This is a genomic window from Cupriavidus sp. GW822-FHT06G04, assembly GCF_058799075.1.
Genome location: NZ_JBXALD010000016.1, coordinates 88,494 through 101,530 on the forward strand (window position 1 = coordinate 88,494; position 13,037 = coordinate 101,530).

Here is a 13,037-nt window from a genome sequence, read left to right on the forward strand (position 1 = left end):
GTCTTCCTCCTCAATACGATTCCTGCAGCATCGCCAAGTAATCGTCGACCGTGGCAATGCGGGGATTGGTGGCGTGGCAGTGGTCCTTCGTGGCGGCGACCGCGATGTCTTCCAGCACGTCACGCGGCACGCCCATGGCGCCGAGACCGGCCGGCAAGCCGAGACGGGCGTTGAGGTCGCTGATGGCCTGAACCGGGTCCCCGCCGGCGGGCAGGCCCATGGCCTGTACCAGTGCGGCCTGCTTGGCTTGGGTCGCCGGCTTGTTGAAGCGCAGCACGGCGGGCAGCAGCACGGCGTTAAGCGTGCCGTGGTGCAACGAGACGCCGGGCACCGCGCCCAGCGGGTGCGACAGGGCATGCACCGCGCCCAGCCCCTTCTGGAAGGCCAGCGCGCCTTCCATGGCGGCCATCATCATGTTCCAGCGCGCGTCGCGGTCGCAGCCGTCGGCGGTGGCCTTGCCGATATTGGCCACGCCGCGGCGCAAGCCGTCCAGAGCGATCGCCTCGGCGGGCGGGTTGATTGCCGGCGCCAGGAAGGTCTCGATGCAGTGGGCGATGGCGTCCATGCCGGTCGCGGCGGTCAGGGCCGGAGGCAAGCCCAGCGTCAGCTCGGGGTCGCAGATGGCGAGCTTCGGCAGCAGGAACGGACTAAGCAGGCCGAGCTTGCGACCGGACTCCATGACGATGACAGCGCCCCGGCCCACCTCGCTGCCGGTACCCGCAGTCGTCGGGATGGCCACCAGCGGGGCGACCCGGCTGGTGATCCGGCTCGCGCCGCCCTCCACCGCCGCGTAGGTCTGCAGCGGTGCCGGGTGGGTCGCCAGCAGCGCGGTGGCCTTGCCCAGGTCGATGGGCGAGCCGCCGCCCACGGCCACGATGCCGTCGCAGCCATTGCCGAGGTAAAGGCCGGTCGCGGCCGACACGGCGGCTTCCGTCGGGTTGGATGGGGTGTCCTCGAAGACGGTGGGCGTGCAATCCGGGCCCAGGGCGTCGAGCACCTTGTCGGCGATACCGGCGGCGCGGATGCCGCGGTCGGTGACGATCAGCGGTCGCTGGATGCCCAGGCGCTGCAGCTCGGCCCCCAGCATCCGGATGGCGCCGAAGTCGATGTGAACGGTAGTCAGGTAGTTGATGACAGCCATGTTTTCCTCGTAGATATGTCGATGCGTCAGGCGCGGAATAGCGTTGGGTCCATGCGCGGAAGCGGCTCCGCCACGCGCACCGGCGGGAAGGCCATCAGGTCTAGCACCTGCGACCTGATGTCAATACCAGGCGCAACCTCCTCCAGCACCAGTCCGTCTGGCGCCACCGAGAAGACTGCGCGCTCGGTGATGACCTTGGCCTCCTGGCCGCGCTCGGCCACGTTGCGCCCGAGCGGATAGGTGATCTCGTCCACGCGCTCGACGAACTTGCGCACGCTCCCCTCACGCCCGACCGACAGGAAACCGTCGGTGGTGTCGGCGGCGAGGCCGCCGGTGGTGAAGGTGCCGGTGAACAGCAGCTTGCGCGCGTTGTAGGCGATGTCGATGAAGCCGCCCGGCCCCGGATTGGCCGCGCCGAAGCGGCTGACGTTGATGTTCCCGGCCCGGTCGAACTGGGCAAAGGCCAGCGCCGCCATCGGGCAGTTGCCGCCGTCGATGAAGTCGAACTGCGAGGGGCCGTCGATCAAGGCCTCCGGATACTTGTTGGCGGAGAATTGCCAACCGCTCATCACGACGCCGCCGAAGGGGCCGTGCTCGGTGGTAAAGCTGTAGCGATGCAGGCCGCCGTCGGCGAACAGGCCGTCTTCCATCATCACCGTGGGCACGTCGGATGAAGCGCCGAAGCCGAAGATGCTGACCTCGCCGGGCCTGATTTCCCGGGCCGCCCGCCGAGCGATCACCTTGTCGGCGCCGGGCGTCAGGCGGTCCGAGGCGCGACCGTCGAAAAGCTGGCCGCCGAGATAGGCATCGTCGTACCGGATGTCGGTGGTCATCATGGCGTCGGGTTCCACCACGACGCGATCCACCAGCACGCCGGGAATCCGCACCGCATGCGCCGGCCGGGCGTGGCGCGGCACCAGCTTGCGCACCTGTGCGATCACGGTGCCGCCTGACGCCTTCACCGCCAGCGCCATGGCCAGCGCGCACGACGTGATCGGCTCGTCCTCGAAGCTCAGGTTGCCGTGCTCGTCGGCGCTGGTGGCACGCAGGAACGCCACGTCGAGCGGCCAGCTCGGATAGAACAGGTATTCCTTGCCGTCCAGCTCCTGCATCCGCACCAGGTCGTCGGTGGCGCGCGCCGTGTACTTGCCACCCTGCTGGCGCGGATCGATGTAGGAGCCGAGGCCGATGCGGGTCAGGTAGCCTGGGCTGCGCCGGGCGACTTCGCGCAGCCAGTGCATGGTGGCGCCGATCGGCCAGCAGTAGGCTTCCACCCGATTCTCGCGGATCAGGCGCATGAACTCGGGGCGCTCGCCGGTGGCCGGATTCACCGCATTGGTAAAGTTGCCCGACACGATCCGCTTCATCAGCCCTTCGACTGCCACGTGATCCATGCCGCGGATGCCCATGCCGTCGCCGACACTGACCGGGAAGAAGAAGGTCAGGTCACGAGGCGATCCAGTTTCATGGAAGCGTTGCGCCAGCGCCTGGAACAACGCGTCCGGCGTCAGCCAGCCGATCACGCCGACGCTGCCCACGCTCTGGCCGGGGCGTATATCCGAAACGGCCTGCGCCGCAGTACAGATCTTGCTCATGCGATCTCTCACCTTTCTCGCCGCTCGCCGCCCGGGCTCAGGCCTGGAAATGGATGATGTGGGTACCGACGCAGACCGTCTCGCCCCGCTGGTTGAGTAGCGTTGCCTCAGCCCACAGGCGCTTCTTCTCGTCGTCGGCGCGGGCAATGCGGTAGTTCACGGTGAGGGTGTCTCCGATGCGAACGGGCTTGGTGAAGCGCACGTTGTCGTAGCCGTAGGAGACCGCCGGGCGTTTGATCATGTCGAGATACTTGGTCACGGCACCGGCGATGAAACCGACCATCATGGCGCCCTGCGCGATGCGGCCGCCGAAGCCCATGCGCTTGCAGTATTCTTCGTCCATGTGATTGGGGTGGTTGTCACCGCTGATGCCGGCGAAGGCATAGATGTCGTACTCGCCGAGGGTGCGCGTGTAGCTGGTGTGCGTGCCAATAAGGGTGGATACGTTGCCTTCGTGCGGGATCTTGATGTCGGACACTTGGTTTCTCCGGGAGTGGGTTGGGTTCAGACCTGGGTGGCGTCAATCCTGCCCGCGAGGATGAGCAGAGATTCGAAGAGAAAGTAGTCGCCCCAGACCAGTTCGTTATCCATGGCGACGCCATTGCGCTTGTTGAAGCAGCCGCCGGTGAGGATGCCCGCCTGCCGTACATCGCCTGGGCTGACCGGGGTCAGGAAGCGGATCACGAGTTGCTCGGTGCTCTCGACGGCGGCCTGGCGGTAGACTTCCGCCCGCTCCGGGATGAGCGCAGCCAGTTTGAACAGGCTGGCGGCGGCGATGGCGGTGGCCGAGGTGTCGCGGTTAGTGTGCGGGATGGTGGGATCGTCGAAATCCCAGAAGGCCACGCAGTCGGCGGGCAGGTGCGCGACCCACCAATCGGCCACGCGGATCGCGTCGGATTTGAACGCCTGCTCGCCGCACGACAGTGCCTGTGCGAGGCCGAGCATGCCCCACGCCTGGGCGCGGGCCCAGGTGCTGCTGTCATGAATGCCCTTGTGCGTGTAGCGCTTCACGAGCGAACCATCGGCAGCATTGAATGTGGCGGATTGGCAAACCGAGCCATCCTCCCGCACGCATAAGGCAATGTGCTGGCGCAGGTGCTGGCGGCCGATCTCGCCCGTGCCGAGCGCGGCGTCGTGCCGCAGCAGCAGCGCCACGGTGCCCGGAATCGCATCGATGTTGGCCTCGCACGCCCCCACGCTGGAAGCCTCCTCAGCCTCGGTGCCGAGCGGGATCAGGCGGGCCGCTTCGCTGTACATCTCCGCCAGGCCACGCGAGCCGTCGAGCGCGAGCCCTGCGGCCTGCGGATCGGCCAGCAGGGAGCCACCGAGTTGCGCGCCGTACCAGAAGAGGAACCCTTTGAACACCGACTTCGACACCACCCGCGGCGCCAGCCGTGCGGACCACATGCGAGCGCTGTCGCGGTACTTCTGCTCGCCAGTGCGCAAGGCAGCCAGCCACAGCATCCCGACCCAGAACCCGCCGGTCCAGTCGCCGGCCGGGGTGCGTGTCCAGGTGCCGTCGGCCGGATTGCCATAGTGCGGAAAACCCGCCTCGTCCTGCGAGATCGTCGCATCGATGCGTTGCAGGATGCGATCGAGCGCATCATCGATCAGTCTGGAATCCATATGTTTGTCTCCATGCGTACATTGGCTTGTCCGGTCTCCGGTGCCAGCCTTGTGGACCGGCTGGGGTGGCGTGCGGAGCGGGGTATGCATGGAATCCTAGGGATTGCGCAAACTAGTGTCCAATATATAATTAATGGATCTTTGATACTCAATGGATATAGTGATGGACCTTCGCCACCTGCGGTACTTCATCGCCATCGCTGAGGAACTTAATTTCACGAGAGCGGCCGAGCGACTGCACATCGCCCAGCCTCCGCTGAGCATGCAGATCCGCCAACTCGAGGAGGAGATGGATGTCACACTGCTAAATCGCTCGCGTCGGCACGTGGAGTTGACGGAAGCGGGTCGCATTTTCCTTGAGCAAGCGCGGCAGATCCTGCGAGCTACCGAGAGGGCAGTCGTGCAGGCGCAACGCGCGCATCGCGGCGAGACGGGTCGGCTGACGGTCGGCTTCTTCGAACACACGTCCTACACGCTGCTGCCGCCCATCCTGCGCGCCTACCGAGAACGTTTTCCTTCCGTCGAAATCCTGCTGCGCTGGTTTCCGGTCGTCAAACAGGCGGAAGCGCTGCGCCGGGGTGACGCGGATATTTCCTTCATGCGGCCGGTGCCAGACCTTGAGGAAGTGACATGGGAGACCATCCTGGAAGAGCCGTTCGTGCTGGCCGTGCCGGCAAGACACCCGTTGGCGAACGCTGAGTCGATTTCTCTGAAGAAATGCGCGCAGGAGCCCTTCGTGATGTACATACCGGAGATGGCGCCGGACTTCCACGCCATGAACATGCGCATGTGCGCGTCGGCGGGTTTTGTACCGAAGGTCATCTCGGAAGTGGGGCAGGTCTATACGCTACTCGGCCTGGTCAGCTCCGGTGCGGGCATCGGCTTCGTGCCAGCGTCAGTCCGGAAGGTAAAGTTCGACCACGTGGTTTACAAGCCCATCGAAGGCCGGCAGCCGACAATCGAGATCATGCTCGGCTATAGCCAGCGCACCCCAACGCCGCTCATGACGGCGTTCATCGAGACGGCCAAAAGCATGCTGTGAGGGTTCCTCCGACCTCGCCCGGTGCAATATGGGCAAGGCGGAGGATGGCGCGGGTGTTCAGTCGCGCCGGGAGGTCGGCGACAGGCTACCGTCGACGTGGCGGTCGAGCGCCAGTGGGTTGAAGTCGGCCAGCGCGGCCGGCCACAGGCTGGATGGGAAGTTCTGATAGCACACGGGGCGCAGGAACCGCTCGATGGCGGCACTGCCGACCGACGTGCTGCGCCCATCGGACGTGGCCGGGAACGGTCCGCCGTGGACCATGGCGTGGCTCACTTCCACGCCGGTCGGGAAGCCGTTTACCAGGATTCGGCCCGCCCGGTCTTCCAGCCGCGGCAGCAGTTCGGCCGCGAGAGCTTCGTCCGCCGGCGCCATCTGCAGCGTGGCGGTCAGTTGCCCTTCCAGCCCATCGAGCACCGCCGCCACATCCGCCGCCGAGCGGCATCTGACGATGAGCGAGCAGGGACCGAATATCTCCTCACCCAGTTCGGGAAAAGCCAGAAAGCTGGCCGCGTCGGTGGCGAACAGATGGACCGTCGCCGCGCAGGCGCCGCTGCTGCTCTCGCCGGTGGCCACGCTTCTGACTGCCTCATGCGCCCGCAGGCGCGCCACCCCGGCGGCGTAGGCGCGGCCGATGCCGGGCGTCAGCATCGTACCCGCCGGCTTACCTTGTACGACCCGCCCGGCTTCGGCCTCGAAGCGATCACAGTCGTCCCCTTCCAGCGCGATCACCAAACCGGGGTTGGTGCAAAACTGGCCGACGCCCATCACGAGCGAATCGACGAATTCCCGCGCGATGCCCTCGGCACGATCTGCCAGCGCATGTGGCAGCAGAAGCACCGGGTTGACGCTGCTCATTTCGGCGTAGACCGGAATCGGCACCGGCCTGGCCATCGCCTGCCGCAAGAGCGCTAGGCCACCGGCCCGGGAGCCGGTGAAGCCGACTGCCCGGATGGCGGGATGCCCGACGAGCGCCTGTCCTACGTCATTGCCAACGCCAAAGAGCAGGGAGAAGGTCGCCTCCGGCAGCCCGTATTCGGCCACCGCCGCCTGGATGACCCGGCCGACCAGTTCGGAAGTGCCGGGATGCGCTGGGTGGGCCTTGACGACCACCGGGCAGCCCGCCGCGAGGGCCGACGCCGTGTCGCCGCCGGCCACCGAGAACGCCAGCGGGAAATTGCTGGCGCCGAAGACGGCCACCGGGCCCAGCGGGACGTTGCGTCGGCGCAGGTCGGGGCGCGGCAGCGGCGTGCGATAGGGCAAGGGCGTATCCAACGTCGCCCCATGCCAGTGCCCGGCCCGTACAACCCCTGCGAACAGCCGCAACTGGCCCGCCGTGCGCGCCTGCTCGCCCTGCAGACGCGCTCGCGGCAGAGCCGTCTCGGCCATGGCGCGCTCGATGAGGGCGTCGCCGAGGCCTTCGATGCCGGTGGCGATGGCTTCCAGGAAGCTGGCGCGGGTCTCGGGCGTCGTTTCGCGATACCTCGCAAAGCTGCTCGCAGCGAGGCGGCAGGCCTGGTCGACGTCGGCGGGGCCGGCGCCGCCGAATGCGGGCTCGATGTCGGCGGCAAGCGCCGGAGAAAACGCCTTGAACGCGCCGGCGGTGCCGCTGACGCTGCTCTGCCCGATCAGCATATGTCCGGTGATGCTCATGACGCCTTCTTCCCAATGAGCGGGCAGCCACCTTCTTCCATCGGCCGGAACGCCTCGTTGGCGGGAATGGTGGCGATGAGCTTGTAGAAGTCGCCCGCGTACTTCGATTCCGACGGCTTCTTCACCTCGAAAAGATAGAGCGGGTGGATCTTCCGGCCGTCTTCGCGGATGCTGCCCTTGCCGAACAGCTTGTCGTCGGTGGGCATCGCCTTCATCTTCGCGACCACGGCAGCGCCGTCGCCATCCGCCTTCATTGCCGCCACTGCCTTCAGGTAGTGGGTCACCGCCGAGTACGTGCCCGCCTGCGCCATGGTTGGAAACTTGCCGTTGTTGGCGGCGGCGAATTCCTTGCCGAACTTGCGGTTCTCGTCGGTCATGTCCCAGTACCAGGTCTCGCTCAGCAAAAGGCCTTGGGCGGCTTTGAGGCCGAGCGCCTGGACATCGCTGCTGAAGACGAGCAGGCCTGCCAGCTTCTGACCGCCGGCGGTCACGCCGAACTCGGCGGCCTGCTTGACCGCGCCGATGGTGTCCCCCCCGGCGTTGGCCAGGCCCACTACCTGCGCCTTGGAGGCCTGAGCCTGAAGCAGGTAGGAGGAGAAATCGTTGCCCGGGAAAGGATGCCGGACCTTGCCGAGGACCTTGCCACCGTTCTTGACGACAACGGCCTCGGTGTCGCGTTCGAGCGAGTGGCCGAAGGCGTAGTCAGCAGTCACGAAGAACCAACTCTTGCCCCCCGACTTGACAACCGCCTTACCAGTCCCATTCGCCAGTGCCCACGTGTCGTAGGCCCAGTGGATCGCATTGGGCGTGCAGGCTTTGCCGGTGAGGTCGGAGGTGCCGCCGCCGGTGACAATCATCACCTTGTTCTTCTCCTTGGCCACCTGGTTGACCGCCAGGACGACCGACGAGGTCGGCACGTCGACGATAGCGTCCACCTTGTCCACGTCGAACCAGCGGCGGGCGATGCTCGCTCCGACGTCCGGCTTATTCTGGTGGTCGGCGGCCACGATCTCCACCTTCAGACCATGCTTCTCGGGCGCAAAGTCCTGGACTGCCTTCTTCGCGGCCCAGACCGAACCGGGACCAGCCAGCCCGGCATAAACGCCGGTCTGATCGTTGAGCACGCCGATCCGGACCACGCCGTCCGTGATCTCGGCCTGCGCCGTCGAGGCCGTCAGCAGCGCGGCGAGCGAAAGCAGCTTGATGCGATTGTTCATCATGTGTCTCCTCTTCTGTGGGGATAGATATGGGGTGTTCCGTTCAGCGCCAGATTTCATGCCTTTCCTTCCACGCGCCGGCCAGGCACGCCTGCTCCGGCGGGTGTTTCGTCATGACTTGGTGCCGGCCCGGCAGCGTGGCACGGTGCGGGCCGGCCGCGGCGGTTGCCTACAATGTTCTGGCACAACGCGTTCAACTCGCCGACGATGCCGCGGCGGAACGCCAGCACGCACACGACGAAGATGCTCCCCATGATCACGGTGATCATGGAGCCGACCTTGTCGGCCAAGGCGTTCTGGATGGCGACCACGATGCCCGCGCCCACCACCGGGCCGAAGGCCGTGCCAAGGCCGCCCAACAGCGTCATCAGCACGACTTCGCCGGAGGTGTGCCAGTGCGCGTCGGTCAGCGTGGCAAACTGGAAGACCAGGGTCTTGGTGGCCCCGGCAAGGCCGGCCAGGCCCGCCGAGAGGACGAAGGCCAGCAGCTTGTAGCGCGCGACGTCGTAGCCCAGCGAGGTGGTGCGCGCCTCGTTCTCGCGGATCGCCTTCAGGATCTGGCCGAAAGGCGAATGGATGATGCGGTGGATCAGCCAGAAGGCGAACAGGAAGATCGCCAGCACGAAGTAGTACATGCGCAGGTCCGACGCCAGGTCGATCAGGCCGAACAGCCTGCCTCGCGGAATGGCCTGCATGCCGTCCTCGCCGCCGGTGAACGGCGCCTGCAGGAACAGGAAGTAGAACATCTGTGCCAACGCAAGCGTGATCATCGCGAAGTAGATGCCCTGCCGGCGAATAGCGAGCGCCCCGACGACAAAGCCCGCAGCAGCCGAGACGGCCGTGCCGAGCAGCAGGCCGAGTTCCGGGGTCAGCCCCCAGGTCTTCATGCCGTAGCCCGATATATAGGCCGCCGTGCCGAGGAACGCCGCATGGCCGAACGAGAGCAGGCCGGTATAGCCGAGCAGCAGGTTGAAGGCGCAGGCGAACAAGGCGAAGCACAGCACCTTCATCAGCATCACCGGATAGAGCACGGCCGGGGCCGCCAGCGCGCCCAGCAGCAGGACACCGTAGCCAAGATTTCTCATTTTCATACTCGACCTCACTTTTCCTTGCCAAACAGGCCCGCCGGCCGAACCATCAGCACGATGACCATGATCACGAAGACCACCGTGGCCGACGCCTCCGGATAAAACACCTTCGTCAGTCCTTCGACCACGCCCAGCCCCAGCCCGGCGACGATCGCGCCAAGGATGGAACCCATGCCACCAATCACCACCACCGCGAACACGACGATGATCAGGTTCGACCCCATCAGCGGACTTAGTTGCCCCGTCGGTGCTGCCAGCACGCCGGCCAGCCCGGCCAGGCCCACGCCGAAGGCATAGGTCAGCATCACCATCACCGGCACGTTGATGCCGAAGGCTTGGGTAATGCTTGGGTTCTCGGTGGCGGCGCGCAGGTAGGCGCCGAGGCGGGTCTTCTCGATCGTGAACCAGGTCACCAGGCACACTGTGAGCGAGGCGCCGATGACCCACGCGCGGTATTTCGGCAGGCTCATGAAGCCGAGGTTGAAGGCGCCGGCCACCTCGTCGGGAATCGAATAGGGCTGCCCCGAGACGCCGAACTGGAAGCGGAACAGGCCTTCGATAATCAGCGCCAGCCCGAAGGTGAGCAGCAGCCCGTACAGGTGGTCGAGCTTGTACAGCCACCGCAGCAGGCCGCGTTCGATGGCGATACCCGCTAGCCCGACCAGCGCCGGCGCCGCCAGCAGCGACCACCAGTAGCTGATGCCGAGATACTCCAGGCCCGCCCAGGCGACGAATGCGCCCACCATAAACAGCGCGCCGTGGGCAAAGTTGATGATGTTGAGCATGCCGAAGATCACGGCAAGCCCGAGGCTGAGAATCGCGTAGAACGAGCCGTTCACCAGCCCGAGCACGAGTTGCCCCAACAGCCCCTGTAGCGGGACTCCCAGAATCGTTGTCATGTTGTCTCCTCCGCAGCGGTCTCAGACACCCAGGAGTTCCTGGAGCAGGTGCTGCTTCTCGTGAATCTCGTGCTGGTGGATCTCCGCGGCGATTTGGCCGTGCTCCACCACGTACATGCGGTCGGCCAGCGGCGCGGCGAACCGGAAGTTCTGCTCCACCAGCACGATCGTGTAGCCCTTCGCCTTGAGGTCGCGGATGACCTGGGCGAGCTTCTGCACGATCACCGGCGCCAGTCCCTCGGAGATTTCATCCAGCAGCAGCAGCCGCGCCCCGGTGCGCAGGATGCGCGCCATCGCCAGCATTTGTTGCTCACCGCCCGAGAGCCGCGTGCCCTGGCTATGCCGCCGCTCGTGGAGGTTGGGAAACATCGCGTAGATCTCGTCGAGGCTCATCCCGCCGCCACCGACCTGCGGCGGCAGCAGGAGGTTCTCCTCGCACGAGAGGCTGGAATAAATCGCCCGCTCTTCCGGGCAAAAGCCGACGCCGAGACGCGCGATGCGATGGGCCGGCATGCCGATTGCCTCGCGGCCGTCGATCATGACCGAGCCGGCGCGCCGCCCCGTCAGGCCCATGATCGCGCGCAGGGTGGTGGTACGGCCTGCCCCGTTGCGGCCGAGCAGGGTCACGCACTCTCCCTCGTTCACCAGCAAGTCGATGCCGTGCAGGATGTGCGATTCGCCGTAGAAGGCATGGAGGTCGGTGACCCGCAGGTATTCCGTCGCCATGATCAATGTCCCCCCGGCGCAGCGAGCGCGGCATCAGCGCTGCCCATATAGGCCTCGATGACCTGCGGGTTGGCGGAGACTTCCGCGTAGGTGCCCTCGGCCAGTACGCTGCCGCGCGCCAGCACCGTGATGGCGTCGCAGATGCCGGACACCACTTTCATGTTGTGCTCCACCATCAGGATGCTGCGATTGGCCGAGACCTTCTTGATGAGCTGCATGACGCGGTCAACGTCTTCGTGGCCCATGCCCTGCGTGGGCTCGTCGAGCAGCATCAGCTCGGGGTCGAGGGCCAGCGTGGTGGCGATTTCCAGCGCGCGCTTGCGGCCGTACGGCATCTCGGCAGTCGTCATGTCGGCGAAGTCCTCCAGTCCGACGTCGGCGAGCAATGCCATGGCCCTGTCATCGAGCGATGCGAGGACTTTCGGCGAGCGCCAGAACTGGAAGGAAATCCCGAGCCTGCGCTGCAACGGGATACGTACGTTCTCGAGCACGGTCAGGTGCGGAAACACCGCCGAGATCTGGAAGGAGCGCACCACGCCCCTGCGTGCGACCTGCGCCGGCTTCTCGCCGGTGATCTCGGCACCGTTGAACCGTATGGTGCCGCGCGTGGGATCCAGGAACTTGGTAAGGAGGTTGAAGCAGGTGGTCTTGCCTGCACCGTTCGGACCAATCAGCGCGTGGATGTGCCCTCGCCTGACCTTGAGACTGACGTCGTTTACGGCGACAAATCCCTTGAATTCTTTCCTCAGTCCGACGGTTTCAAGAATGAGATTGCTTGCCATGGTCATTTCCGCGCCCGTTGTTGGGTCTGCTGGAGAATATGGCCGCAGCTAGATCACGTCCAATATATTATTGGTTATTCATTGACACTTTATGTGTATATGTCGGACGCGCCAGCCAGTCGGGCGCTACTCGCGAACTGTCGCGGACGTCACAGGACACGAAGGCGTGTCGAAGCGCCACAAGGCGACAGAAGCGATTGGAATCCGCACCCGACTTACGCGGTAACGCCAGCGCGAACCGCTGGGGCGTGCTTGACGCCTACATGTGGGCGCGCGAGCCCAAGGGGTCCGGATGGCGTGCGCCCCGGCATCAAGGAGAGTACCCGCTGGACCGAAGGGTATGAGCGGGTCGCCGAACAAGCGGCCGCACTGCCTGCCACGCGACTCGTCTATGTAGCTGACCGGGAGCCGGACATCATGGCGCTGATGGTCAAGGCAAAGGAGTTGGGCCACCCGGCGGGTTGGCTACTGCGCTCGCAGCACAATCGCACCTTGCCTGGCGGCGGCAAGCTGTGGGACCGATCGCGTACTCTGCGCTGCTGAAACGCTGCGCTTCCAATTTCAGAAAGAGTCGGTGACTGTAGTTGGGCCCCTTTGGCGCTGATTCTGGTAACTGATGGCAGCTATCAGGCTGCAAGCTGACGGTCGAGTGACCCGGCAAGCGGGTCATCCAACGACGCTTCATGGCCGGTCTCTGCCGTCCGCCCACGCCAGGACCGCGGCTGTCTCTGATCGGCGGACTCGGGCGATGGCGCTAGGTCAGCTAGGTCTGACCGTTGCGGAGTTTGCCGGGCTAGCTCTGATTCCAACTCTGCCACTTCAGGCCAGCACCACCGCCGTACAGGCCACCATCAACGCTGCACCGCAAAAAAACACGCCTGGCAAACATGTAACCTAGATTCGGTTCGTGCAATTTTCGGCCGCCCCAATTGTGCAAGTTTCGATTGGCGTTGACACAGCCGCCACGTATTGGCCTTGGATGCGGCCAAGAATGCCATTTGCACCAGCGAGAACTGGTTTGCCAGTGGCTTGCCCGGGTAGTTGGCAGTTCGCTGCCAGGCGGCTGTTTCCCATAGACTCATTCCTTTCCCTGCGCGCGTCGGGTGGCGTGGGCTCCCGAATTTCAAAGGCCGCCAAGTTCGACACGCGTGCCTTGCTAGTTCGTACAGTTGCGGGTCGCGAGCGGCTCACTGACAGATACTGTATATTCATACAGTGTGCGCCGGCTAACCGGCAAGGAGTAGAGGGTGAAAGTCCCTGACAGCAGAAGA

Annotated in this window: 11 protein-coding genes and 1 pseudogene; 2 read left to right on the forward strand and 10 right to left on the reverse strand. The window is 65.3% G+C overall.

Going from position 1 to position 13,037, the window contains the following annotated elements; translation table 11 throughout:
- Window positions 1-10: 10 nt before the first annotated feature.
- The 4 genes from gbd to AC1RKI_RS27355 are packed head-to-tail and all read right to left on the reverse strand — an operon-like array spanning window position 11 to window position 4,362.
- The gene (gene gbd / locus AC1RKI_RS27340; RefSeq protein ID WP_492798055.1) at window positions 11-1,141 is read right to left on the reverse strand and encodes a 4-hydroxybutyrate dehydrogenase; all 1,131 of its coding nucleotides are present in this window, start codon (window positions 1,139-1,141) and stop codon (window positions 11-13) included.
- A gap of 26 nt (window positions 1,142-1,167) precedes the next feature.
- Complete coding sequence (locus AC1RKI_RS27345; RefSeq protein WP_209761303.1) at window positions 1,168-2,736, reverse strand: acyl CoA:acetate/3-ketoacid CoA transferase; 1,569 nt, start codon at window positions 2,734-2,736, stop codon at window positions 1,168-1,170.
- Between the two features lie 37 nt (window positions 2,737-2,773).
- Window positions 2,774-3,214 (reverse strand): MaoC family dehydratase, encoded by a 441-nt coding sequence (locus tag AC1RKI_RS27350; RefSeq protein ID WP_011296169.1) that lies wholly within the window; start codon window positions 3,212-3,214, stop codon window positions 2,774-2,776.
- Window positions 3,215-3,240: 26 nt separating this feature from the next.
- Complete coding sequence (locus tag AC1RKI_RS27355; RefSeq protein ID WP_492798053.1) at window positions 3,241-4,362, reverse strand: glycosyl hydrolase; 1,122 nt, start codon at window positions 4,360-4,362, stop codon at window positions 3,241-3,243.
- 163 nt (window positions 4,363-4,525) lie between these two features.
- Here AC1RKI_RS27355 and AC1RKI_RS27360 point away from each other — a divergent pair, with 163 nt between their 5' ends.
- Window positions 4,526-5,404, forward strand: coding sequence for a LysR substrate-binding domain-containing protein (locus tag AC1RKI_RS27360; protein WP_492798051.1), 879 nt, complete (start codon window positions 4,526-4,528; stop codon window positions 5,402-5,404).
- Window positions 5,405-5,461: 57 nt separating this feature from the next.
- Here AC1RKI_RS27360 and AC1RKI_RS27365 read toward each other — a convergent pair whose 3' ends face one another.
- From AC1RKI_RS27365 to AC1RKI_RS27390, 6 genes are read right to left on the reverse strand one after another with little or no spacing between them, the layout of a single operon-like run.
- On the reverse strand, window positions 5,462-7,054 hold the full coding sequence (locus AC1RKI_RS27365) for an aldehyde dehydrogenase (NADP(+)) (RefSeq protein ID WP_492798050.1): 1,593 nt from the start codon (window positions 7,052-7,054) through the stop codon (window positions 5,462-5,464).
- Complete coding sequence (locus tag AC1RKI_RS27370; RefSeq protein ID WP_020423669.1) at window positions 7,051-8,271, reverse strand: ABC transporter substrate-binding protein; 1,221 nt, start codon at window positions 8,269-8,271, stop codon at window positions 7,051-7,053. Before AC1RKI_RS27370 ends, AC1RKI_RS27365 begins: the two co-directional genes overlap by 4 nt.
- 56 nt (window positions 8,272-8,327) lie before the next feature.
- On the reverse strand, window positions 8,328-9,356 hold the full coding sequence (locus AC1RKI_RS27375; protein ID WP_492798113.1) for a branched-chain amino acid ABC transporter permease: 1,029 nt from the start codon (window positions 9,354-9,356) through the stop codon (window positions 8,328-8,330).
- Window positions 9,357-9,370: 14 nt separating this feature from the next.
- Window positions 9,371-10,258: a branched-chain amino acid ABC transporter permease gene (locus AC1RKI_RS27380; protein ID WP_211957915.1), complete on the reverse strand. Its 888-nt coding sequence runs from the start codon at window positions 10,256-10,258 to the stop codon at window positions 9,371-9,373.
- Window positions 10,259-10,279: 21 nt separating this feature from the next.
- Window positions 10,280-10,984 carry an ABC transporter ATP-binding protein gene (locus tag AC1RKI_RS27385; RefSeq protein WP_029043246.1) on the reverse strand — a complete coding sequence of 235 codons (705 nt, stop codon included), beginning with the start codon at window positions 10,982-10,984 and terminating at the stop codon, window positions 10,280-10,282.
- A 2-nt stretch (window positions 10,985-10,986) separates the two neighbouring features.
- Window positions 10,987-11,766 (reverse strand): ABC transporter ATP-binding protein, encoded by a 780-nt coding sequence (locus tag AC1RKI_RS27390; RefSeq protein ID WP_018009097.1) that lies wholly within the window; start codon window positions 11,764-11,766, stop codon window positions 10,987-10,989.
- Between the two features lie 207 nt (window positions 11,767-11,973).
- Between AC1RKI_RS27390 and AC1RKI_RS27395 the strand changes: the two are divergent.
- A pseudogene (locus AC1RKI_RS27395) lies at window positions 11,974-12,291 on the forward strand (IS4 family transposase); the annotation flags it as partial.
- Window positions 12,292-13,037 lie beyond the last annotated feature (746 nt).